This is a genomic window from Thermoplasmatales archaeon (assembly GCA_014361245.1).
GTDB lineage: Archaea > Thermoplasmatota > E2 > UBA202 > JdFR-43 > JACIWB01.
The window spans coordinates 1-19539 of sequence record JACIWB010000029.1; the positions used below are offsets into that span (position 1 = coordinate 1).

A 19539-nucleotide genomic window follows, 5' to 3' on the forward strand; every position below is an offset into this window, starting at 1 on the left:
TGAGGAATAATTTTATCAAAATTTTTTCTTATATCATCTTTTTTAAGTATTGGCAAAGAAGAAATATTTTCAAGATTTATTGAATTTATATCAATTCCCCTATATTTTTCCCTGTATAAAGGCACTTCCATTGCATATTTTATTATCTTTTTAAAGCATTTCTGCCTATATTTTTCTATTTTTTCCTCTTTTTCAAATAGCCTATCAATATCTGAAATATAGTATTTTACAACTCTTGCAAGAGTAATCGGGTTGAGGAAAGAATTCATATTTTGGATGTAAATACAAATATAAAAATGTAACTAAGGCAATTTCAAAATATTTATATTTAAATCTGATATAAGGCAACATGATTAAAGCTTATATCCTCATAACTACATATGTAGGAAATCTGAAGGCAGTGCTTGAGGAAATGAGAAAATTAAAGGATATTGAGAGTATTGCGGTTGTTGCTGGTGATTATGATATAATAATAAAGGCAAAGGTTAATACTCTTGAAGAATTGATGGAATTAACAGATAAAATACATGAAATAAAGGGAGTGAAAAGGACTAATACTCAAGTTATAGAGAAAGAGATGGAAGTAGAAACATGAGGATAAGAAGAAGATATCTTTTCTATCTTTTGGCAATTCTATCATCTATTGCTCTTTCATCATCTGCAACTTTTGATAGTATAATTTCTGCAAATTATATAAAGGAGCCATGGGTTTTTTGCCTATCCTTCTTTGTTCTGAGCCTTATATTTACAATCTTAGTTTTACTTTTCCTTTCGCTTCCTTACAAGGATAAAAAAATCGGCTCTTTTCTTGACCCCTCCTTCGATGGCATAAGAATGATAAGAAAGGAGGAGCTGAAATATCATTTAATAGCGGGCTTGGGCAATGCCGGCACTACAATTGGCTATTATTTTATTGTATCGCGCCTTGTTGAGCCATCAATAATTTTATCCTTTTCAGAGCTTGTAATATTGTATCTTTTACTTGTTGAAGCGGTTGCTGAAAACAATGCCCCAACATTTGCTGAGGTTCAATCTGCAATGGTCGTTACTTTTGGTGCAATTCTTGGTTCTCTTTCTTTAAGCGGAAATGTAGATTTAAAGGCACTGCTTATTGTTTTGCTTGTCATAAATCCTACATGGGTAATGTTTTCAATAGGACAGAGAAAGCTGAAAATTTTAAGAATAAATGGAAAGGTAAATGATTCGCTTAACATAAGATTATGGAATCTGATATTCACAACAACTTTTGTTTTTATTGCAATACTTTTTGTTGATAAAAATTTTTTTAGCATGAGCCTGCAGGCAATAAAAAATTCTTTTGAATTTCTTTTAATGGGAGTTATTTCAACCTTCTTTTCAGTGGTTCTTTTCATAAGGGCTATGGGAATTGGAAAGGCGAGCGTAACTCAAGCAATAAGAGCTTCATCTGTTTTCATTTCAATTCCTTTCTTCTATATTGCTGGAAAATTTTTCCCTGTAACAATTCCAACAGACCCGCTCCTTATTATACTTAAAATAATTGCATTGATGCTTGTTATGATAGGTGTTATTTCATTTGCACTAACTGAAGTAAAGGCATATATATTTATAAACATAAAGCCATGCTATTCAATTGCAAAATTATCAGAGAAGATACTTGATATAAAAGGGATTACTGCAGTGGATGTAACTGCTGGAAGCTATGATATAATTGCAAAAGTGAGGACAAGAACTCTTGGTAAGGGATATGAGAGAATTGTGAGGGCTCTTGAAAATATAAAGGGAATAGAGAATTTTAAATGGCAGTCAATATTAAAGGAATGGGAGGAAATATGAAAATAGGAATAATAGGGGGAACTGGCTTCTATGAAATGGAAGGAGAGGAAATAGAAATAGAAACAGAATATGGTAGAGTGTTAGCCTTTATTTTTGAAAAAAATGCGCGAAAAATATTCTTCATTCCAAGGCACGGAAGACAGCACAAGCCAGCGCATGCGGTAAATTATCATGCAAATATTAAGGCAATGAAAAATGCGGGAGTAGAAGCGATAATTGGAATAAGCAATGTTGGCTCAATGAAAAAAGAGATAAAGCCAGGGGAAATTTTTATTCCAAGCGATTTCATTGATTTAAGCGGAAGGAATTCCACTTTTTATAATGAGCAAGCTATTCATATTGATATGAGCAATCCTTTCTGCCCTGTTTTGAGGAAAATAATTGTTGAGGAAGCGGGCAAAAGAGGAAAATACCGTGAGGGAGTTTATATTGTTACAAATGGGCCAAGGCTTGAAACAAAGGCGGAGATAAATTTTTTCAGAAATTTTGCTGATGTTGTAGGTATGACTTTGATGCCAGAAACAGCTCTTGCAAGAGAATTGCAGATATGCTATGCTTCAATTTGCCTTGTCTCAAATTATGCTGCTGGAATGCAGGAAAAGTTAAGCGCAAGAGAGATAAAGGAGATAGTCAATGAAAGAAAGAAATATTTAATTGAAATTGTGGGTGAATGCATTAAAAAAATTCCTGAAAAAAGGAGTTGCAAATGCATGCATGCTTTAGAAGAAGGAAAAATATAACTTTCTTTCCATGAAAGCTTTCTTTTCTAAAGAAAGGTTTCCAAGAAAGGTTTCCTAGCGTGCAACTATATGAATTATATCTCCATCGCTGAGCTCATAATCAGCTCCAACTACTTTTTTTCTTCTTACATCAATTGCTTTTATAAATCCCTCAGCAAGCTCGCTATGAACTTTTCTTGCTAAATCTATAACTTTTGAGCCGTGTGGCAATAAAAATGCATCTGGCAAAACATTTCCATCCTTATCAGTTAATTTATTTTCGTCTTCGACTGGATAAACGGTTATCAGCTTTAATAACTCATATACAGCAACATCAATGCATTTCTGCACACCTGTTGAGCCAAATTTATCAAGAACCCTCTTCTTTATATATTCAAGTCCTTTCTTCTGCAAATCATCAAGCTCTTTTAAAATTTTAAAATCCGCATCTCCTGGCTTGTATTCAATAAATCCGTTTTCACTTGCCTTAACCAGAGCGAGCTCACTTGATGCGGAAGTGGGGATTGCATACTCCCCTTTCAGCTTATTTATAAATTCATCAGGAGCTTTATCTGCTTTATTCAGAGCAAGCAATATTGGCTTTGCCTCCTTTCTTATTGTTGAAGCCAGCAGAAAGAGCTCACTATCGCTCCATGAAGAAGCATCACCTGGCAAATTTATTTTTTTAATTGCCCTCCTTATGTCCTCTTCCTTTATTCCAAGACCTGCAAGCTTCTCAGCAAGTATTTTCTCAATTTTTTCCCCTTCCATACTGCACTTTCTGCTCAAACGCTTCCAGTCACGCCCAATTATTCCCTTTATCCAATAATCTATTTCCTCTTCAAGAAATTTTATATCATTCTCCGGATTATGTTGCCCAATCTGGCAGGCTCTTCCCTCTTCATCTGTTGAGCCAGAAATATCGACAACATGAATTAAGCAAGAAGCTTGTCTTAAGTCATCAAGAAATTTATTTCCGAGGCCTCTGCCTTCATGGGCTTTGGGTACAAGCCCCGCTACATCTATGGCTTCAATTGCCACATATCTTACCCCATCGATGCACTTTGAATTCCTTGGATTGCATTTTAAGTTGTATTCCCTGCAAGGGCATTTTGTTCTTGCATACATTATTCCAACATTTGCGTTTATTGTTGTAAAGGGATAGTCAGCCACTTCAGCATTTGCATAAGTAGCTGCATTGAAAAAAGTTGTTTTTCCAACATTTGGTTTTCCAACTATTCCAATCTGCATTTTTATCTGAAATAGTGCTTTTCCTCTTCTTTCTTTTCCACTTTCTTTTCCTCAACTATGTCAATTGCAATAATTGCCTCCATTGGAATTATCCTTATCATTCCTTTCTTTGAGCCATGGCTTTCATCCATTTTTATGCATATTCCTCCCTCTTCCTTTGATAGATATGAGTAGCCAACAAATATTCCGCTTGTCTGCATTATTTCCTTGCCAGAGCCAACTGAATAAACAATATATTTTGAGCCAACTGTCAGCTCTCTTTCCTCATTCATTTTTATACCTCCTTTCAACAAGCTTTTGTAAATGCTGGACAGTTTCTTCATAATTATTCATTGCAACTTTTATATGAGCTTCAACAAAATTCCATGCCTTTGCAATATTTCCGTATCTTAACTTATATGTTTTCTTTCCATTTTCCTTTCCTTCTTCAAGAATGTCTATGCTTTTAAGCTTGTTTAAATGCCTATAGACGGTTGCTTTTGTTGAATTAAGCGAGAGCATAAGCTCATCTATTGCCCATGCCTTATCTGGATGAATTAAAAAATTTTCAAAAAGTTTGAAAGCTATTGAGTTTTCATCCTCATTCTTTCCAATATACCCAATCATCTTTAAAAAATTTAAAGCAACTTTGCGATAATCATTTTCATTTGTAAGAGGAGATGCCTTTATAATTTTAATTTGAAATTCCATATTTTTAATACAGCATGAATTTATAATATTTTTTGGAAAAAAATTAATAGGCATGCTCATTTATTTTCATGGTTAAATGCGAGTTCTGCCTTAATTTTGATGGAGCAAGATGCATTGAAGCAAGAGGAGTGATGTATAACAAGAAAATAAGCAATCCTTTTGCTGAAATAGCCTGCCCCTATTATTTTGAAAAAGGATTTCTTTTTGCAATTCTTCCTCCTTTTGATGACTATTTCTTTGATATTTTCAGATAAAAGCAATTTGTAATCAAATTGTTAGCAAATTGCGAAAGATTTATATACTTGTTCCGTATATATGTTTGGTGATAAACCATGATAGAAAAAATGAAAAGATGGATAAAAAATAAGGCGGGAGTGAGCCCAATTATAGCCATCATCTTAATGGTGGCTATAACAGTAGTGCTAGCAGCAACAATATACGTATGGGTAAGCGGAATGGGCAAAACAGGAGGAGCAGCACCAAACCTATCTGGAGCAGTAGATAACATAAACGATAAACTCACAATAACAGCCGCAGAAGCAGGAATGAAATGGAAGGACATAAGGGTAACATATGTGGCAGATGAGGAGGTAAATATAACTGTATATTATGCAAATGGAGATATTATTACTCAAAGCCCAGAAAATAATAGCAGCGCCGGACAAATAATATTTACTAATGACATTGCTATACAGGCAGGAGATTATATCAAAGTAGCCGACGGCGGTGAAGAAGGGACAGCTACCTATGTTGATCTTACAATAGTATATATCCCAACAAACACGAATCTTGGGACATGGAGAATATACATCTAGTCCCGCCTTCCTCCTTCCTCTTTATTTATTAGGATCAAGGGGTGAGTTTGCCTCGACTCCCCCTTCCTTTTTTCTTAAATTGGGAAAATATTTATATGTGAATTCACATATATATTTGATGACAAATATAACTCTATCAATTCCAGATGAATTAAAAAAGAAAATGGAAAAATACTCTGAAATTAAATGGAGCCAGATAGCTAGAAAGGCGATAGAGGAAAAGATAAGGGAGTTAGAATTGCTGGATAAATTAACAAAAGATAGCAAATTAACAGAAAAGGATGTGGAAGAGATAGACAGGTTTATAAAGGGAGAGATAGCTAGGAAAGATTTTCAAGGATATGGCAGAAAGAATTTAAAAAATGAATAAATCAAGAAGCTTTCCTTTAAGAATTTTGAAACTCCTTTGCAAAATCAATATCCTTCTTTTATTTCATCCCATTTAAAATGCTCACCTTTTAGTGATTCCTCTTTCAATCTTCTTATTTCCTTTTTTTCTTCCTCTGTGATTTTTTCAGATGGCAAAATAATTTCTTCCAATTCTTCTATCCTCCTCTTTATTTCTTCAAGTTTTTGATTTATTTCTTTTAATTCTTTGATCACATTTCCACTAATCATTACAGTTTAAATATGATCTAATATATAAACCATCTTATTTTGCTATATTTCTTATTCTTTATTTATAAAAGAAGGTTTTCAATTTTTCTGTTGAAAAAATCTTAACTTTAATTTGCCTTTTAAATGCCTTCTCATCGCTCCATATCGCAGCATTTAACGACAATGCTAAAGCAAAATATGGAATATCTTTAAAATGGGGAGCAATTTTCCTTGCTTCATCTAACCACATCTCATAATCTGTTTTTGGAACAGTTTCTATTTTTCTTTTCAGAAGAGATACAACAACCAAAATTTTGGGAATCTTCATTTAATTCCGTGTTTTTGAGCAACTCTCTCTTTTATAAGATCGGAGAGTTCCATTATTTGCTTATCATTTAACTGACTGCTCTCCAATAGTTGATTAGCTAATTTGAATAATAATCTCTCGCTTATTTTTTCTTTTAATGCTTCATATACTATTTTATTTATTTCCTCTTCTTCAAGTTTCTTTATCTCTTCCTCCAACTCCTTAGGGACTTTGATTTTTATTTCCACCATCACACACTAATCTGAAATGTATCTGCCAATTATGGCTTCCTGAAAATTTAAAAAAATTTATAAAATTCTCTTTATTATTTTATTGTCAGAATCAGGGGGTGGCTGCCTCACCACCCCTTCCTTTTTTTAATTTAGGCTTCATTGCTTGCTAATCTTTCCGCCTCCTTGCGGGTTTAAGAATACAAATATTTTTATATAATAAGCAGATATATGGGCGAGAAATATGGAAGGAATAGTAAAAAAATGGATAAATAAAAAGGGATATGGGTTTATAGGCGTAGATGGACAGGATGATGTTTTCGTGCATCATTCCGATGTAAAGAAGGAAGGCTTTGTAGTGCTGAGAGAAGGACAGAAAGTAAAGTTTGAGCTGGTAAATACCAACAAGGGGAAAAGAGCAAAGAATGTTGAACTAGTTGAATGATCCTGTCTGATAGAGAAATAAAAAAATATATTTTGAAGGGCGAAATTGAAATCAATCCATTTGAAGAATTAAATTTAACTCCAAATGGATATGATTTAACCATAGGAGAAATTTATATAGATGGGAAAAGAGAAAAGAAGGCAAGAATAAAGCCCCTTACATGGTTTGCAATATCAACGAGGGAATATATAAAAATAAAAAATTTGACTGCACAGCTATGGCTCCGCTCTTCATATGCAAGAAAAGGAATTTTTGCATCTTTTGGAAAGGTTGATGCAGGATTTGAAGGATGCCTAACTATAAGTTGCTTCAATGCATGCAATGAAATTGAACTAAAAGAAGGAGATAAATTCTGCCAGATTGTATTTGAAAAAATTTCATCCCAGCCAGAAAAGTATTATAATGGAAAATACAAAGGGCACAGGGAAGTAAAAATTTAGCCCTCTCTATTTATTTTTTCTATTAAATGAAGCAGATATTTCCAGAATTTTTCAACACTTGATATGCTAACAACTTCATCAGGGCTATGAGGATGCTCTATCTGTGGGCCAATAGATATTATTTCATTTATTCCTGTTATTTTTCCTATTATACCTGTCTCAAGCCCAGCATGAATTGCCTTCTTCTCTGGCTCTTTTCCATACATTTCAAGGAATGCATCGCTTGCTATCTTCAAAAGTTTTGATTCGAGATTTGGCTTCCATCCAGGATATTTGCTTCCCTCCTCCACCCTTGCGCTTGCGAGCTCCGCTATGCATCTTATGCTCTGCATTAGGGCATCGAGTGCTGAATCAATCGAGCTTCTCGAACTCATAACTATTTTAAGCTCGTTATCGCTTCTCACAGTTGCAAGATTTGTTGATGTTTCTACGAGTCCTTTCACTTCTTGGCTCATCGCAATAACTCCATGAGGCAGGGCAAGAATTAAATTCAAAACTTTCCTGCTTTCCCTTTCATCAAGAATTCTGCTAAGCTTGCATTTCTCAATGCTTATTTCCATGCCCTTTTCCTGAGGATATTCATTCATGAATATTTTTTTCATTTCCTCCACTTTCTTCTGAATTTCTTCAATGCTTTTATCAATGCTTATTTCAGCAAATGCTTCCCTTGGAATTGCATTGTGTTTGTCTCCTCCTTCAATTTTGCTTATCCTTGCATCAAGCTCATATAATATCCTTGCAAGCAGTTTTATTGAATTTGCTCTTCCCTTATCTATTTCAATTCCTGAATGCCCTCCTTTAAGTCCTTTAACAGTAATTCTTATCCCTTCCATTTCCTTGCTTAAGTATTTAAGTGGCAGGGTTATGGTTGAATTTCCTCCACCCGCACATCCAATATAAATAACTCCAAAATCCTCACTATCAAGATTTATTAAATATTTCCCTTTTATAAATCCCTCCTTAAGGCTGAATGCTCCAGTTAATCCAGTTTCTTCATCAACAGTAAAAAGAAATTCAAGAGGCAAATTTTTTTCCATCAGTGCAAGGCATATAGCGATGCCTATCCCATTGTCTGCTCCAAGAGTTGTTCCTCTTGCCCTCACATAGTCGCCATCTATATAAGGCTTTATTTCATCCTTTGAAAAATCATGAACAACATCCTTATTTTTTTCGCAAACCATATCCATGTGGCACTGAAATGTTATTATAGCATTTCCATTCCTCGCTACAACATTTCCCGCCTCATCTCTTGCTACTTCATATCCAAACTTTCTTGCAACCTCGCATATATAATTTGCAATCCTCTCCTCATGCTTCGAGCAATGAGGAATTTTGCATATCTCTTCAAAATATTTCCACACCTCTTTTGGCTCAATATTTTCGAGCATAGAGTAATAAAAAAACAAGTATAAATCTATTACCTAAAAACATCAATCGCATACAAACTACCCGTCAGAAGATAAAAATCATAAATTTTTCCATGCTCGCCAGCAATCACTGAGCCAGCGGGCGGGCAACCAAGATAGAAGTAGGAAAGGGGGTCAGCAACAAGCCAGTAGCCAAATTCATCCTCAAAAACAGCATAGCTAAGATTTGCTGAATAATATGCATCAATGCAATCAAGAATGCTCAAATTCTTTCCTATATAAATTGCTGAAAAAGCATGATTATCTGTTAAATATATTCTTGCTGTTCCTCCTATTGCCTCAACCATCGCTGAAATCAGCATTGCAAATTCCTCGCAATCTCCCCCGCTATAAATTGCATAACTTGGCTTATTCCATTCATCCCCCTCCTCTTTCTTATATTCGACATTTTCATAAACCCAGTCAAAAATTGAGCATATCTTTGCAATATTATATGATGAACCATATTGAGATGTTATTTCATTTGCTTTTAATTTAATAAATGGGTCAAAAGGATTGACAAGCTCGTTTATTTTATCAAAATATTTGTAATAATTTTTATAGAATTTGTAATCTCTTTTGCTTTCAAGCTTTTTTACTTCAATATCCTTTTCTTCCTTTAAATACCTCAGCCCGTAGTCATGCCATTTTCCATCCACTCCCGCCATAAAATATATACCCAGTTTGTAGCTATAATTTCCTTCCTCTGGAGCATAAAATGAAAAAAAGAAGGAGGCATTTTCCCCCTGCAAAATTTCTTTTCCATGCTTGTGCTTCATTGCTTGTTCGCTGTCATTTATTTTTATTGCAAAACCATAAACAAAAAGTTTGCTCTGGCCAGTATTTTTAATATATATTTTTAAAGCGCACCTGCTGAAAGCATAGGCATCGGAAATTTTCCAGATAACTTCATAACTTGCTGAATATGATAAAAAAGAATTTTCCTCAGGCTTTTCTTCAAAATTTACAAAATAGGGCAAAGGGGCTACTAAATCCTCTTCCTTAAATCCCTCTCTCTCAAAATTCAAAAAAATACATCCAGCCAGCAAAAAAACAGAAATCACCACAATTAATCGCATCTAAAAAATAAAAAGGGGAAGAGATTAGCTCACACCCAGCACAAATGGGCCGAGCACGAAGCCGCTTGCTGTCTTTCCTGCTCCTCCAGCATTTACCCTAATTGTTGTCTTTCCAAAGCCAAGTACAAGGCCACTGCTTATTGTTGTGCTTGCTCCTGGTGCAAGTGTTGGTATTGTTCCTTCTGCATGCTTTCCTAATATGATTAGTCCTCCTTCTAAATCAATGCTCCATGCAACATTCTCTGCTGGAATTGTTCCCGCATTGCTAACTGTTGCTGTAACTCCAAATCCACCAGATATGCTATCAACATTTATTACTGCTGCTGGTTTTGGAGCAAAGTAAATGTCTTTCTTTCCATTTCTTGTATCTGTCCATACTATACCCAAGTCATTCATATCAACTGTTCCTGGCTCCATTGCAACTGTTCCATCAACATCATTGATTTTCTTCTCCTCTCCAAATGTTAATCCGCCATCCTCTGACTCAACGAGGTATAGATTTCCATCCCTTACATATGCGATTGATATCTTATTTCCACTTACCCACACCGCTGGATATTTCTCATCCATCAATGGTTTTCCAACTGTTGTAAATTGCCATTCATATGGCTGATACTCTGGCTGGGTTGGAGTTGTAATCGCACATATAATATTCCAATCTCCATATATGTTGTCATTGTTCATATAAACTACTACAATTTTGTCGCTTGCAGAAACATCTGGATCTGTTCCCTCACCAATTATTCCCTGCCATGGCCATACTTCAACATCAGCGTATTTATCCATTCCTGACGGTCCTCCTCCAGAAGTTGTGAGCAATGGATCAACAGATGCAACTGTTGTCTTATGTATTATTTCATATTTCTTTGTATCCTCATTATAGTGCTCTATTACAAAGGTTATTCTATTTGTTCCTGTTGCCATCTCTGGCTTATATGCGGGAGCAGTTTTTGTCACTGATTGAGCATCATAGTAGAAGCCAGCTGCCCAGCCAGAATGCAAGTCACCTGGCTGATAAATTTCATCTGTTGCTTTATCGTGATAGGAATAAAGCAGTTCGAGACCTCTTGATATTCCTGATGTTTCGGCAATAGCAAGATATAAGAACCATTCTGCAACAACCCCAGCCGCACATTCCTCATAATCAGATGCCCCTATTCCCGAAACTCCCCACCATGTAGCGCTTGTTGCGGTTGCAATATCTCCTGGTATCCATGCATGTTCCATGTTATACATCTCCGCCATTGGATCCGCCATTGCAAGGAAGAATTCGTCCGCTGTTGGAGAATATTTTATATCAGGACTTTGTAGCAATCCAGAGCCAGATGGAAATTCAGCAGAATTAAATAGAAATGCTGCGTCCCATGTATTTCCGTTATCCTGTGAATATACAACCTGTACTCCCTGTTCCATTGAGCTTATTTCTTTTTCATATGCAACTACAAGTGTTGAACCCTTCCTTGTTATTTTTGGATGCATATCATCCGCATCTGGATTATCTGAAGAGATAAGAATGTTTCCTGTCGTGCCCACTGTTGGCAAAGATTTATGTATTGCCTTTATTTCTTTATATATTGCTCTTGTATCTGCTACATTCTTTTCCTTCGATGTTGCGCTAAACATTGGTGCAAAAGCTGTAGCAATCAGTGTCGCCATCACTATTCCCGCCAATATCATTATTTTTTTTCCTTTCATTTTTCAGCCTCCAAATAATAATACAGAAGTATTTTAAATAATTATCGGTTGTCGTAAAGATGATAGTAAAAATAAAAGTTATCCCAAATGCTGGCAAAAATGAAGTTATTAAGGAAGGAGAAATTTTAAAAGTTAAGGTTTCATCTCCTCCAAGCAAAGGAAAGGCAAATAAAGAAGTTATTGAATTGCTTGCAAATTTCTTTGAAGTAAAGAAAAACTGCATAAGAATAATAAAGGGAGAAAAATCGAGAGAGAAAATAATTGAAATTTTATAGCATCGGCATCTTTATCCCAAATTTTTTTGCCATCTCTATTGCCCTTTCATAGCCAGCATCTGCATGGCGCACAATTCCAAGGCCAGGGTCTGTTTTAAAAACTCTTTTTATCCTTTCATCTGTCTCCTTGCTACCATCACATATAACAACCATTCCCGCATGAGTTGATAGTCCAATTCCAACGCCTCCTCCATTATGAATTGCAACATTGTCAGCTCCAGCAGCGCAGTTAAGCAGAGCGTTCAGCAGTGGCCAGTCAGCAATCGCATCGCTTCCATCCTTCATTTTTTCCGTTTCCCTGTTAGGAGATGCAACACTCCCCGCATCAAGGTGGTCTCGACTTATTCCAATTGGCCCAATAACTTCCTCTCTTACAAGTTTATTAATTTCAAGAGCAAACTTATCTCTTTCTCCATATCCAAGCCAGCATACACGTGATGGCAAACCCTCCCATGGAAGATTTTCCTCCGCTTTCTTAATCCAATTAACAAGTATTTCATTTTCTGGAAACATTTTCATAACAACCTCATCAGTCACAATTATATCATTTTCATCGCCTGTAAGAGAAATCCACCTAAAGGGCCCGCGCCCTTCGCAAAACATCGGGCGAATATATTCAACAACAAATCCTGGATAGCTGAAAGCATCCTTTAAACCCGCTTCATATGCCTGCCCCCTTAGATTGTTTCCATAATCAAATACAATTGAGCCATTTCTCTTGAAATCAATCATTGCCTTGCAGTGCTCAGCCATTGAGCGCATTGCAAGCTCTACATATTTTTTAGGATTTTCCTTCCTTAACTCAAAAGCTTCCTGCAGGTTATCACCATAATAACCTTTTGGGACATATCCATTTAAAGCATCATGGGCAGAAGTTTGATCTGTAACCACATCTGGCTTTATCCCTCGCCTCACCAGTTCTGGATGCACATCCGCACAGTTTCCCAGCAATGCAACGGAAATTGCCTCCTTCTCCTCTTTCGCATTTTTAACAATCTCAATCGCCTCATCAACATCATCCGTTTTAACATCGCAATATCCCGCCTTTATCCTCCTGGCAATCCTGCTCTCATCACACTCCACAACCAGAGCAACGCCCCCATTCATTTTTATCGCAAGGGGCTGTGCCCCTCCCATCCCGCCGAGCCCGCCAGTAAGAACAAATTTTCCTGCAAGTGTGCCATTGAAATGCTTCTTTGCGCATGCTGAAAATGTCTCATAAGTTCCCTGAATTATTCCCTGTGTGCCGATGTAGCACCAGGAGCCTGCTGTCATCTGTCCGTACATTATCAAGCCAAGCTGCTCAAGCTCGTAAAATTTCTCCCAGTTGCTCCATTTTGGCACAAGGTTTGAATTTGCTATAAGCACGATTGGGCTCTCTTTTCTTGTTTTAAAAATTGCCACTGGCTTGCCAGATTGAACAAGCAGTGTTTCATCTTCTTCAATTTCCTTCAAACTTTCAACAATTTTATGATAGCATTCCCAGTTTCTTGCTACTTTTCCCGAGCCACCATAAACAATTAGCTTATCTGGCAGTTCAGCATTTTCAAGATTGTTTTCAAGCATTCGAAGAATTCCTTCCTGTCTCCATCCTTTGCATCTTAAAGTTTTTCCACGCTGAGCTTTTATTTGCATAAAAATAAAAAAGAAATTATATAAAAAGCTTATACCAAATTTATGATGAATACATCCTTCTTATCCATTGCCTCATTTCCAATAACTTTTATTTCATGCTTTCCTATTGAAAACTCATTCCAGAGCCATTCATATGGTTTTTCATCATCCAAATATCTTAATTCATCATCAATGTAAAATTCAACCTCATCTATATTTTCAGATGAATTTACTTCAATCGTTATTTTTCCAATAATGATTGTTTTTTCCGCCTTTATTATTTCTCTATCAAAAATGTAAATTGCATTTCCTGGTTTTTCTATCCTCACATAGAATGTTTCATTTTTATAATATTTCCTTAAAACTTTTTCTGCTGGCTTTTTATAGGGAGTATAGCTATCATCATTTTCCCCTCCCCTCAGCTCCGGCCACCACATCCACCAGTAGAAACCAAAAAACCATTCTTCATACCAAAATTTTGAAAATGCTGCCTCATAGCAATCCGCCTGCTCCTGCAAATCTATCTCACCCGCTTGCCACCAATTCCATGGCTCTATATTGCAACCATCTATGCTTCTGTATCCGATTTCAGTGAATATAATGGGTTTTTCAAAAGCATCTTTTGTCATTATTATTTCTCCCTTCCATTTATCCCACGCAAGCATCAGCTCATCTATGCTTGGGTTATTTTTATCAGTAAGAGGGAAATATGCATCTATACCAATAAAATCAAGATAATCCCAGAATTTAACATTCTTATATTCATCCCAGTTAGAAGCATATGTTAGCGGGCCAGAGAAGTTTTCTCTAACAGCTTCTATAATATCAAGCCATTCATTCCTGGTTGTAGTTTTTACCAACTCGCAACCAATGCATAACTCCTCAACATTATTTCTTTCTGCTAAATCTGCATAATGGCGTATAAATTCTTTATAACTTTTGAACCAGCTTCTCCAATCTCTATTGCTATAAAATTCAATTTCTCCTCTCCATTTCCCATTATACAAATCAATATGGGGCTTCAGCATCACCTTCATTCCAAGAGAATGAGCTAAATTAATTGCATAAACAATTGAATCATCGCTCGGCGTGGCATCTTTATCAGGAGCTATTTTTGTTGAATGCTCATTTTCCTGATACCATGTTACAATCAATGAAAGCCATTCAGTGCCTGTTGCTCTCAAATTATTAAGCGAAACGATTGCCTCATCTGTTGAGTAGCTGTTATTCCACCAGCCAGCGAAAGAAAAACCTTTCTGGAGAGAAATATTGAAGTATCCAAAGGGAGGAGTTGTTGTTAGTTTTGAAAGCGAGCGGCGGGAGCAATAAGGAATTAAACCATTTTCATATGATTTTTTATAAGCATCTTTTGAATAGTGAAATGCATATTCGCAGTTAAAAACTGGCTTCTCATTTATTCTGTAGGTGTTTATATATTTTAAATAATAGTTTGTCAGCTCCTCCTCATTTTTTATATCATATCCATCCCTATCATACCAGTCATCTGTAGCAACGCCATCATACCATATCGCTTCCTGTGCAAAGCCATCTATAATTTTAAACAATTCACTGTGCTCGCATAGCTCGATTCCATTTTGTTGAATAATTATAAAATCTGGATTTCTAGCCCTTGCATAATTTTTTATTTCCTCCATGAATTTCAGCATTTCAAGAGTTGCATTTACTCCCTTACGGCTTGCTCTTTTTATAACATCTTCATTTCTAAATGCCTCAACCCAGTCAAGATATACCCCATCAAACCCATCATTTATTATTTCCTCCAAACTACTGTTATAATCCCTTCCTTCTTCGCTATAATTAACTCCATATATTATTATATCCTTCCATTCTTTCCTCCAATATTCCACAAGATAGCAATCCTCCCATCCATCTGGGTCTGGACCAATTATGAAATCTGGAAAATTATTCCCCCATTTCCAGTACCATCTCCAGTTTTCTGCTTCGCCTATGCTTAAATATGCTATAACAATTTTTCTGTGAAATCCATCATTTGCAAAAGATGATTTCAATTTTTTTACCATTCCTTTTGTATCAAAATATTTATTATCGGATGACCAATCTGTTCTTGTTGGCTCAACAACAAGCATATCATATCTACTTCTTGCAAGTTTTTCAACAGCTTGCTCTTCTTCTATACCCTGTATTTGATAAGCCCAATATCTAACACTGTCTAAATCAATTCTTAAATCATTTTTTCCTTTGCTTGAATAAAGATTAAAATTTGCAATCAAAATAAATGCCAACAAAATGCTTACTATTTTCATTATTTTAAATAGAGCAACGATTTTATATACTTTTTCATTTTCTCCCGTGAAATGCACAAAATGCAAAAATGAAGCAATAATATTCATAAGATACAATGGGACATATCTCTGCGAGAGGCATTTTATTGAATTTTTTGAGAAGAGGGTTAAAAAGGAAATAAGGAAGCAAGGCCTGCCAGAAGGAAAAATTGCGGTTGCTTTATCTGGTGGAAAGGATAGCAGCACAGCTTGCTATATCATTTGGAAAATAATTGGCAAACATAGAAATAGGGAGTTGCATGCAATAAGTGTTGATGAAGGAATAAAGGGCTATAGAGATAGAACAGTAAAAATTGCAAAAAAATTATGCAATGAATTGAGCATACCTCACCATATAATTTCGTTTAAGGATGAAATTGGCTTTACTCTTGATGAAATAAGCAAAAAACGCGGCGAGCAAGCAGAATGCACATATTGCGGTGTTTTCAGGAGATATTGCCTAAATAAAAAAGCTCTTGAAATAGATGCAAAGGTTATTGCAATGGGGCATAATTTAGATGATGTATCTCAAACAATACTGATGAATTTTGTAAGAAATGATATGGAAAGAATGGCAAGGATGGCTCCTCATAAAAAAGTCCAACCTGGCTATGTCCCAAGAATTCTGCCCCTCATAGAAATTCCAGAAAAAGAAACAACTTTATACGCCCTCCTAAACGGACTTGAGATAAGCGAGGACGAATGCCCATATGCAGTGAGAGCAATGAGAGGAACTTATCGCGAAATTATAATGAACTTGGAAGCAAGGCACCCAGGCACAAGGCACAGCATATTAAAAAGTTATTATGAAATTGAACCATTCTTAGCAAAAAAGTATAAGCCAGCGAAACTTAAAAAATGCAAAGTATGTTCAATGCCATCTTCACAGGAAATTTGCATGGTATGCCAGCTAAAAGAAAAATTAAAGAAAAAAATTTAAAGTAAAAGGGAAGAGGGTTTGGAATTCATTATAAATACGCTTATTCTTTCTTCTGCTTGCTGTCCAGTGGTATCGTAGGCAATTACTTTTATTTCATGCGTCCCTATTGCTCTTTCGTCCCATGTCCATGAATATGGCTCGCTTGTATCTGTGAATTTAAGTGCTCCATCTATGTAGAATTCTACTTTTGCAATACCTATGCTTGAGCTTGCAGTTGCCTCAACTGTTATTCCTCCAATTATTATTGGCATTGGCAGTGGGATTATTTCCCTATCAAAGATATACAAGGCATTTCTTGGTTTAATTATGCTTACTGTTGGTGGGCTTGGCATTCCTATTGTAAATGTTCCATCTGAAGTATCGCTTGCAACATTTCCTGCATTATCCTTTGCAACTACTTTAACCATGTAATTGCTTCCATATGGTAAGCCAGCTACATTCCAGTTATATGAGCCAGTGTTTGCAACATTGCTTGCTATAACATTCCATGTTAATCCAGCATCATCGCTGTATAGCAAATCAATTCCTGCAATGCCAATGTTATCGCTTGCTGTCCATCTTATTGTTATTGTTCCTCCTAAAACCTCGCCACCATTTGGATATATAACTTTTGCTGTTGGGCTTGTCTTATCTATCTTGAATGATGTTGATTTTGGTGTTTCAATTAAACCAGCGTTGCTTATTGAGTAGTATTCTATAACATGATTTCCTTCTCCGCTATATGTAAATGTTCCAGTGTATGCTTGCCATGCTCCTCCATCTATGCGATAGTATGTTGCCTTTACTCCACATATGTATGCATTTGCTTTAAGTGTAATCTGCACATCGCTCTTATACCATCCATTGTCTCCAGGCAAGCCAGATATTATGCATTCTGTTAATGGCGCTGAAGTTGCTATTCCAAAACTGCATGATTTAGTTGCTTCAACATTTCCTGCAACATCAACTGAATAATACTCAACTGTATACAATCCTTCTGCTGAAACACTAACTGGGCCAGTGTATGTTTGCCATGCTCCTCCATTTATTCTATATCTTGTATATGCAACTCCCTGCTCATCTGTTGCAGATAAATAGATTGTAACTGGCCCAACATACCATCCATTCTCTCCAAGTGGGCCAAGGCAATTGCATGTTGTAACTGGTGCTGTTGATATTTCAACATTAACAACAATGCTATTTATTGTTTCAGTATTTCCTAAGTTATCCACACTATAGTAATAAATTGTATGCACTCCTTCAGTTGGAACTGTGAATGGGCCAGTGTATTCATTTGCTGGTAAAGCATCAATGTAATAATATATCTTATATACTCCACATGTGCATAATCCTCCATCCTCTGCTGTTAATGTTATTGGTGTAGATGTAGTTATCCAGTGATTTGTTCCATCATAATAATAAGGTGTTCCAAATTCAAGGGTTGTAGTTGGAGGAGTATTATCGACATAATGGGTTTGATTATGCACTTCTTCAATTGTTCCCGCCTTATCCTCGCTATAATATTCAAGATAATGCAAGCATTCGCCTGTTAAAGTGAATGGTCCGGAGTATTCAGTCCAATCGCTCCATTCACCGTTATACCATATTCTATAATATGTTGCCTTTACTCCACTCTCTCCATCTGTTGCTGTCAGCGTTATTTGTGTAGATGAAGTTAAATAATCTCCATATGAAGGTGTGCCTACTTCTTTTGTTGTTGTTGGTGGAATGCTTCCTGTTGCCGTCTCCCACCATGGATGGAAATCAACATAATCGGTTACTTCATTTCCTTCTCCATCTGGATTTAATGTTGGATGATATGGTCCGCTTGCATATCCCCAGTAGTTATAGCGGGCATCTACAGTATAATATATATAGTCTGTTCCATCATAATATGGGTCAGAAACAGCACCATACCAACGATTATTGCATATAGTGTTGTAATTGACATGTATGTTATCGTTTGGAACTATTTGCACTCCATAAAAGTTATCATGGATGTAATTATATTCTATCAAAACTGTACTGTTCTTGCAGTTATAACTTGGACCATAATATCTCCATATATCTACAATAATTCCTGCGGAACTCCAGGCAGCATCATCTGTATTATCATGATTATATATCTCATTCCCTCTGATTGTGCTAACGCAAGGATAGTTTATTCCCTCAATTTCTATTCCATAGTTAACATAGTTGGGGTTGGTATATACTTGCCCTATTAATGTGCTGTTAAATACATTTAAGGTAGTCCCTTCTCTTACATATATTCCTATTCTTCCATAATCTACTATCGTACAGTTTTCTATTGTCAATGTGGAATTGAGTGTGGCACGCACAGCAAGTGCATACATATCATTGATAGTGTTGTGGTCAATATTACAATCCTTTATCATACCGCTTGAATTCTCATATAAAATACCAAAATCTCTTAGATTTGGTCCGCTACCTGTTCCTACTATGTTAAACCCTATTATATTCACATCCTGTGAATTATTTACAAATATTATATTATCCGCCCACACTGCAGATGCCATATCCCAAACCGTTTGGACGCCAGTTATAGTTGGTGTGCTTCCTGCCTGTATTGTTAAACCATTGAATCCTTCTATAACGAGTGCTTCATTGTATGTCCCATCATGAACAATTATTGTATCTCCATCACTTGCTGCATCTATTGCATCTTGAATGGTTCCTGTTGGATTGACATGATATGTTCTCGGAGTTATTTGGAATTCGTCTCCAAGCCACGGACTGTAGTCAACATTGTCGCTGATAGTGTCTCCTGTGCCTCCCGGATTGGATGAATGAGTGGGTCCGCTTGCATATCCCCAGTAGTTATAGCGGGCATCTACAGTATAATATATATAGTCTGTTCCATCATAATATGGGTCAGAAACAGCACCATACCAACGATTATTGCATATAGTGTTGTAATT

23 protein-coding genes are annotated in these 19539 nt (G+C 36.1%); 10 read left to right on the top strand and 13 right to left on the bottom strand.

Translation table 11 applies throughout. The features are described from left to right. The coding region (locus H5T45_05405) for a hypothetical protein (protein ID MBC7129148.1) at positions 1-269 on the bottom strand (269 nt) is incomplete at its 3' end. Positions 270-349: 80 nt separating this feature from the next. On the opposite strand from H5T45_05405, the gene H5T45_05410 reads away from it, so the two are divergent. From H5T45_05410 to H5T45_05420, 3 genes are read left to right on the top strand one after another with little or no spacing between them, the layout of a single operon-like run. Beyond that, on the top strand, positions 350-595 hold the full coding sequence (locus tag H5T45_05410) for an Lrp/AsnC ligand binding domain-containing protein (GenBank protein ID MBC7129149.1): 246 nt from the start codon (positions 350-352) through the stop codon (positions 593-595). After that, positions 592-1815, top strand: a complete 1224-nt coding sequence (locus H5T45_05415) for an Lrp/AsnC ligand binding domain-containing protein (protein ID MBC7129150.1) — start codon at positions 592-594, stop codon at positions 1813-1815. The genes H5T45_05410 and H5T45_05415 overlap by 4 nt, the downstream gene beginning before the upstream one ends. Further along, on the top strand, positions 1812-2555 hold the full coding sequence (locus tag H5T45_05420; GenBank protein MBC7129151.1) for an MTAP family purine nucleoside phosphorylase: 744 nt from the start codon (positions 1812-1814) through the stop codon (positions 2553-2555). The genes H5T45_05415 and H5T45_05420 overlap by 4 nt, the downstream gene beginning before the upstream one ends. A 54-nt stretch (positions 2556-2609) precedes the next feature. Here H5T45_05420 and H5T45_05425 read toward each other — a convergent pair whose 3' ends face one another. Genes H5T45_05425 through H5T45_05435 form a run of 3 tightly spaced genes read right to left on the bottom strand, consistent with a single transcriptional unit; the run spans position 2610 to position 4463 of the window. Next, a complete protein-coding gene (locus H5T45_05425; protein ID MBC7129152.1) occupies positions 2610-3785 on the bottom strand; it encodes a redox-regulated ATPase YchF in 1176 nt (391 codons plus the stop codon). A 2-nt stretch (positions 3786-3787) separates the two neighbouring features. Next, the gene (locus H5T45_05430; protein MBC7129153.1) at positions 3788-4057 is read right to left on the bottom strand and encodes a hypothetical protein; all 270 of its coding nucleotides are present in this window, start codon (positions 4055-4057) and stop codon (positions 3788-3790) included. After that, positions 4050-4463, bottom strand: coding sequence for a transcriptional regulator (locus H5T45_05435; GenBank protein MBC7129154.1), 414 nt, complete (start codon positions 4461-4463; stop codon positions 4050-4052). Before H5T45_05435 ends, H5T45_05430 begins: the two co-directional genes overlap by 8 nt. A gap of 80 nt (positions 4464-4543) precedes the next feature. Between H5T45_05435 and H5T45_05440 the strand changes: the two genes are divergently transcribed. The 3 genes from H5T45_05440 (at position 4544) to H5T45_05450 (ending at position 5660) form a co-directional block, all read left to right on the top strand. Next, on the top strand, positions 4544-4729 hold the full coding sequence (locus H5T45_05440) for a hypothetical protein (GenBank protein MBC7129155.1): 186 nt from the start codon (positions 4544-4546) through the stop codon (positions 4727-4729). Between the two features lie 78 nt (positions 4730-4807). Further along, complete coding sequence (locus tag H5T45_05445; protein MBC7129156.1) at positions 4808-5290, top strand: type IV pilin; 483 nt, start codon at positions 4808-4810, stop codon at positions 5288-5290. Between the two features lie 118 nt (positions 5291-5408). Then, a complete protein-coding gene (locus tag H5T45_05450; protein ID MBC7129157.1) occupies positions 5409-5660 on the top strand; it encodes a hypothetical protein in 252 nt (83 codons plus the stop codon). A gap of 44 nt (positions 5661-5704) precedes the next feature. On the opposite strand, the gene H5T45_05455 is transcribed toward H5T45_05450, so the two are convergent. Genes H5T45_05455 through H5T45_05465 form a run of 3 tightly spaced genes read right to left on the bottom strand, consistent with a single transcriptional unit; the run spans position 5705 to position 6445 of the window. After that, positions 5705-5908, bottom strand: coding sequence for a hypothetical protein (locus H5T45_05455; GenBank protein MBC7129158.1), 204 nt, complete (start codon positions 5906-5908; stop codon positions 5705-5707). A gap of 58 nt (positions 5909-5966) precedes the next feature. After that, entirely contained in the window at positions 5967-6215 is a 249-nt protein-coding gene (locus H5T45_05460; GenBank protein ID MBC7129159.1) for a hypothetical protein, read from the bottom strand. Then, positions 6212-6445 (bottom strand): hypothetical protein, encoded by a 234-nt coding sequence (locus H5T45_05465; protein MBC7129160.1) that lies wholly within the window; start codon positions 6443-6445, stop codon positions 6212-6214. The genes H5T45_05460 and H5T45_05465 overlap by 4 nt, the downstream gene beginning before the upstream one ends. A gap of 223 nt (positions 6446-6668) precedes the next feature. On the opposite strand from H5T45_05465, the gene H5T45_05470 reads away from it, so the two are divergent. Together H5T45_05470 and dcd are read left to right on the top strand one after the other, a co-directional pair. Next, positions 6669-6869, top strand: coding sequence for a cold shock domain-containing protein (locus H5T45_05470; protein MBC7129161.1), 201 nt, complete (start codon positions 6669-6671; stop codon positions 6867-6869). Then, the gene (gene dcd, locus H5T45_05475; GenBank protein ID MBC7129162.1) at positions 6869-7309 is read left to right on the top strand and encodes a dCTP deaminase; all 441 of its coding nucleotides are present in this window, start codon (positions 6869-6871) and stop codon (positions 7307-7309) included. Before H5T45_05470 ends, dcd begins: the two co-directional genes overlap by 1 nt. On the opposite strand, the gene H5T45_05480 is transcribed toward dcd, so the two are convergent. From H5T45_05480 to H5T45_05490, 3 genes are all read right to left on the bottom strand, one after another. Further along, positions 7306-8697: an aminoacyl-histidine dipeptidase gene (locus H5T45_05480; protein MBC7129163.1), complete on the bottom strand. Its 1392-nt coding sequence runs from the start codon at positions 8695-8697 to the stop codon at positions 7306-7308. The genes dcd and H5T45_05480 overlap by 4 nt on opposite strands. A gap of 29 nt (positions 8698-8726) precedes the next feature. Beyond that, a complete protein-coding gene (locus H5T45_05485) occupies positions 8727-9743 on the bottom strand; it encodes a transglutaminase domain-containing protein (protein MBC7129164.1) in 1017 nt (338 codons plus the stop codon). Between the two features lie 75 nt (positions 9744-9818). Continuing rightward, on the bottom strand, positions 9819-11489 hold the full coding sequence (locus tag H5T45_05490) for a hypothetical protein (GenBank protein ID MBC7129165.1): 1671 nt from the start codon (positions 11487-11489) through the stop codon (positions 9819-9821). Between the two features lie 59 nt (positions 11490-11548). On the opposite strand from H5T45_05490, the gene H5T45_05495 reads away from it, so the two are divergent. Beyond that, positions 11549-11764, top strand: coding sequence for a DUF167 domain-containing protein (locus H5T45_05495; GenBank protein ID MBC7129166.1), 216 nt, complete (start codon positions 11549-11551; stop codon positions 11762-11764). Here H5T45_05495 and H5T45_05500 read toward each other — a convergent pair. Further along, complete coding sequence (locus tag H5T45_05500) at positions 11759-13405, bottom strand: urocanate hydratase (protein ID MBC7129167.1); 1647 nt, start codon at positions 13403-13405, stop codon at positions 11759-11761. The genes H5T45_05495 and H5T45_05500 overlap by 6 nt on opposite strands. Before the next feature lie 23 nt (positions 13406-13428). Further along, on the bottom strand, positions 13429-15663 hold the full coding sequence (locus H5T45_05505; protein MBC7129168.1) for an endo alpha-1,4 polygalactosaminidase: 2235 nt from the start codon (positions 15661-15663) through the stop codon (positions 13429-13431). Between H5T45_05505 and H5T45_05510 the strand changes: the two genes are divergently transcribed. Next, positions 15647-16621 (top strand): TIGR00269 family protein, encoded by a 975-nt coding sequence (locus H5T45_05510; protein ID MBC7129169.1) that lies wholly within the window; start codon positions 15647-15649, stop codon positions 16619-16621. The genes H5T45_05505 and H5T45_05510 overlap by 17 nt on opposite strands. Here H5T45_05510 and H5T45_05515 read toward each other — a convergent pair. After that, on the bottom strand, positions 16618-19539 hold a 2922-nt coding region (locus H5T45_05515), incomplete at its 5' end, for a hypothetical protein (GenBank protein MBC7129170.1). The genes H5T45_05510 and H5T45_05515 overlap by 4 nt on opposite strands.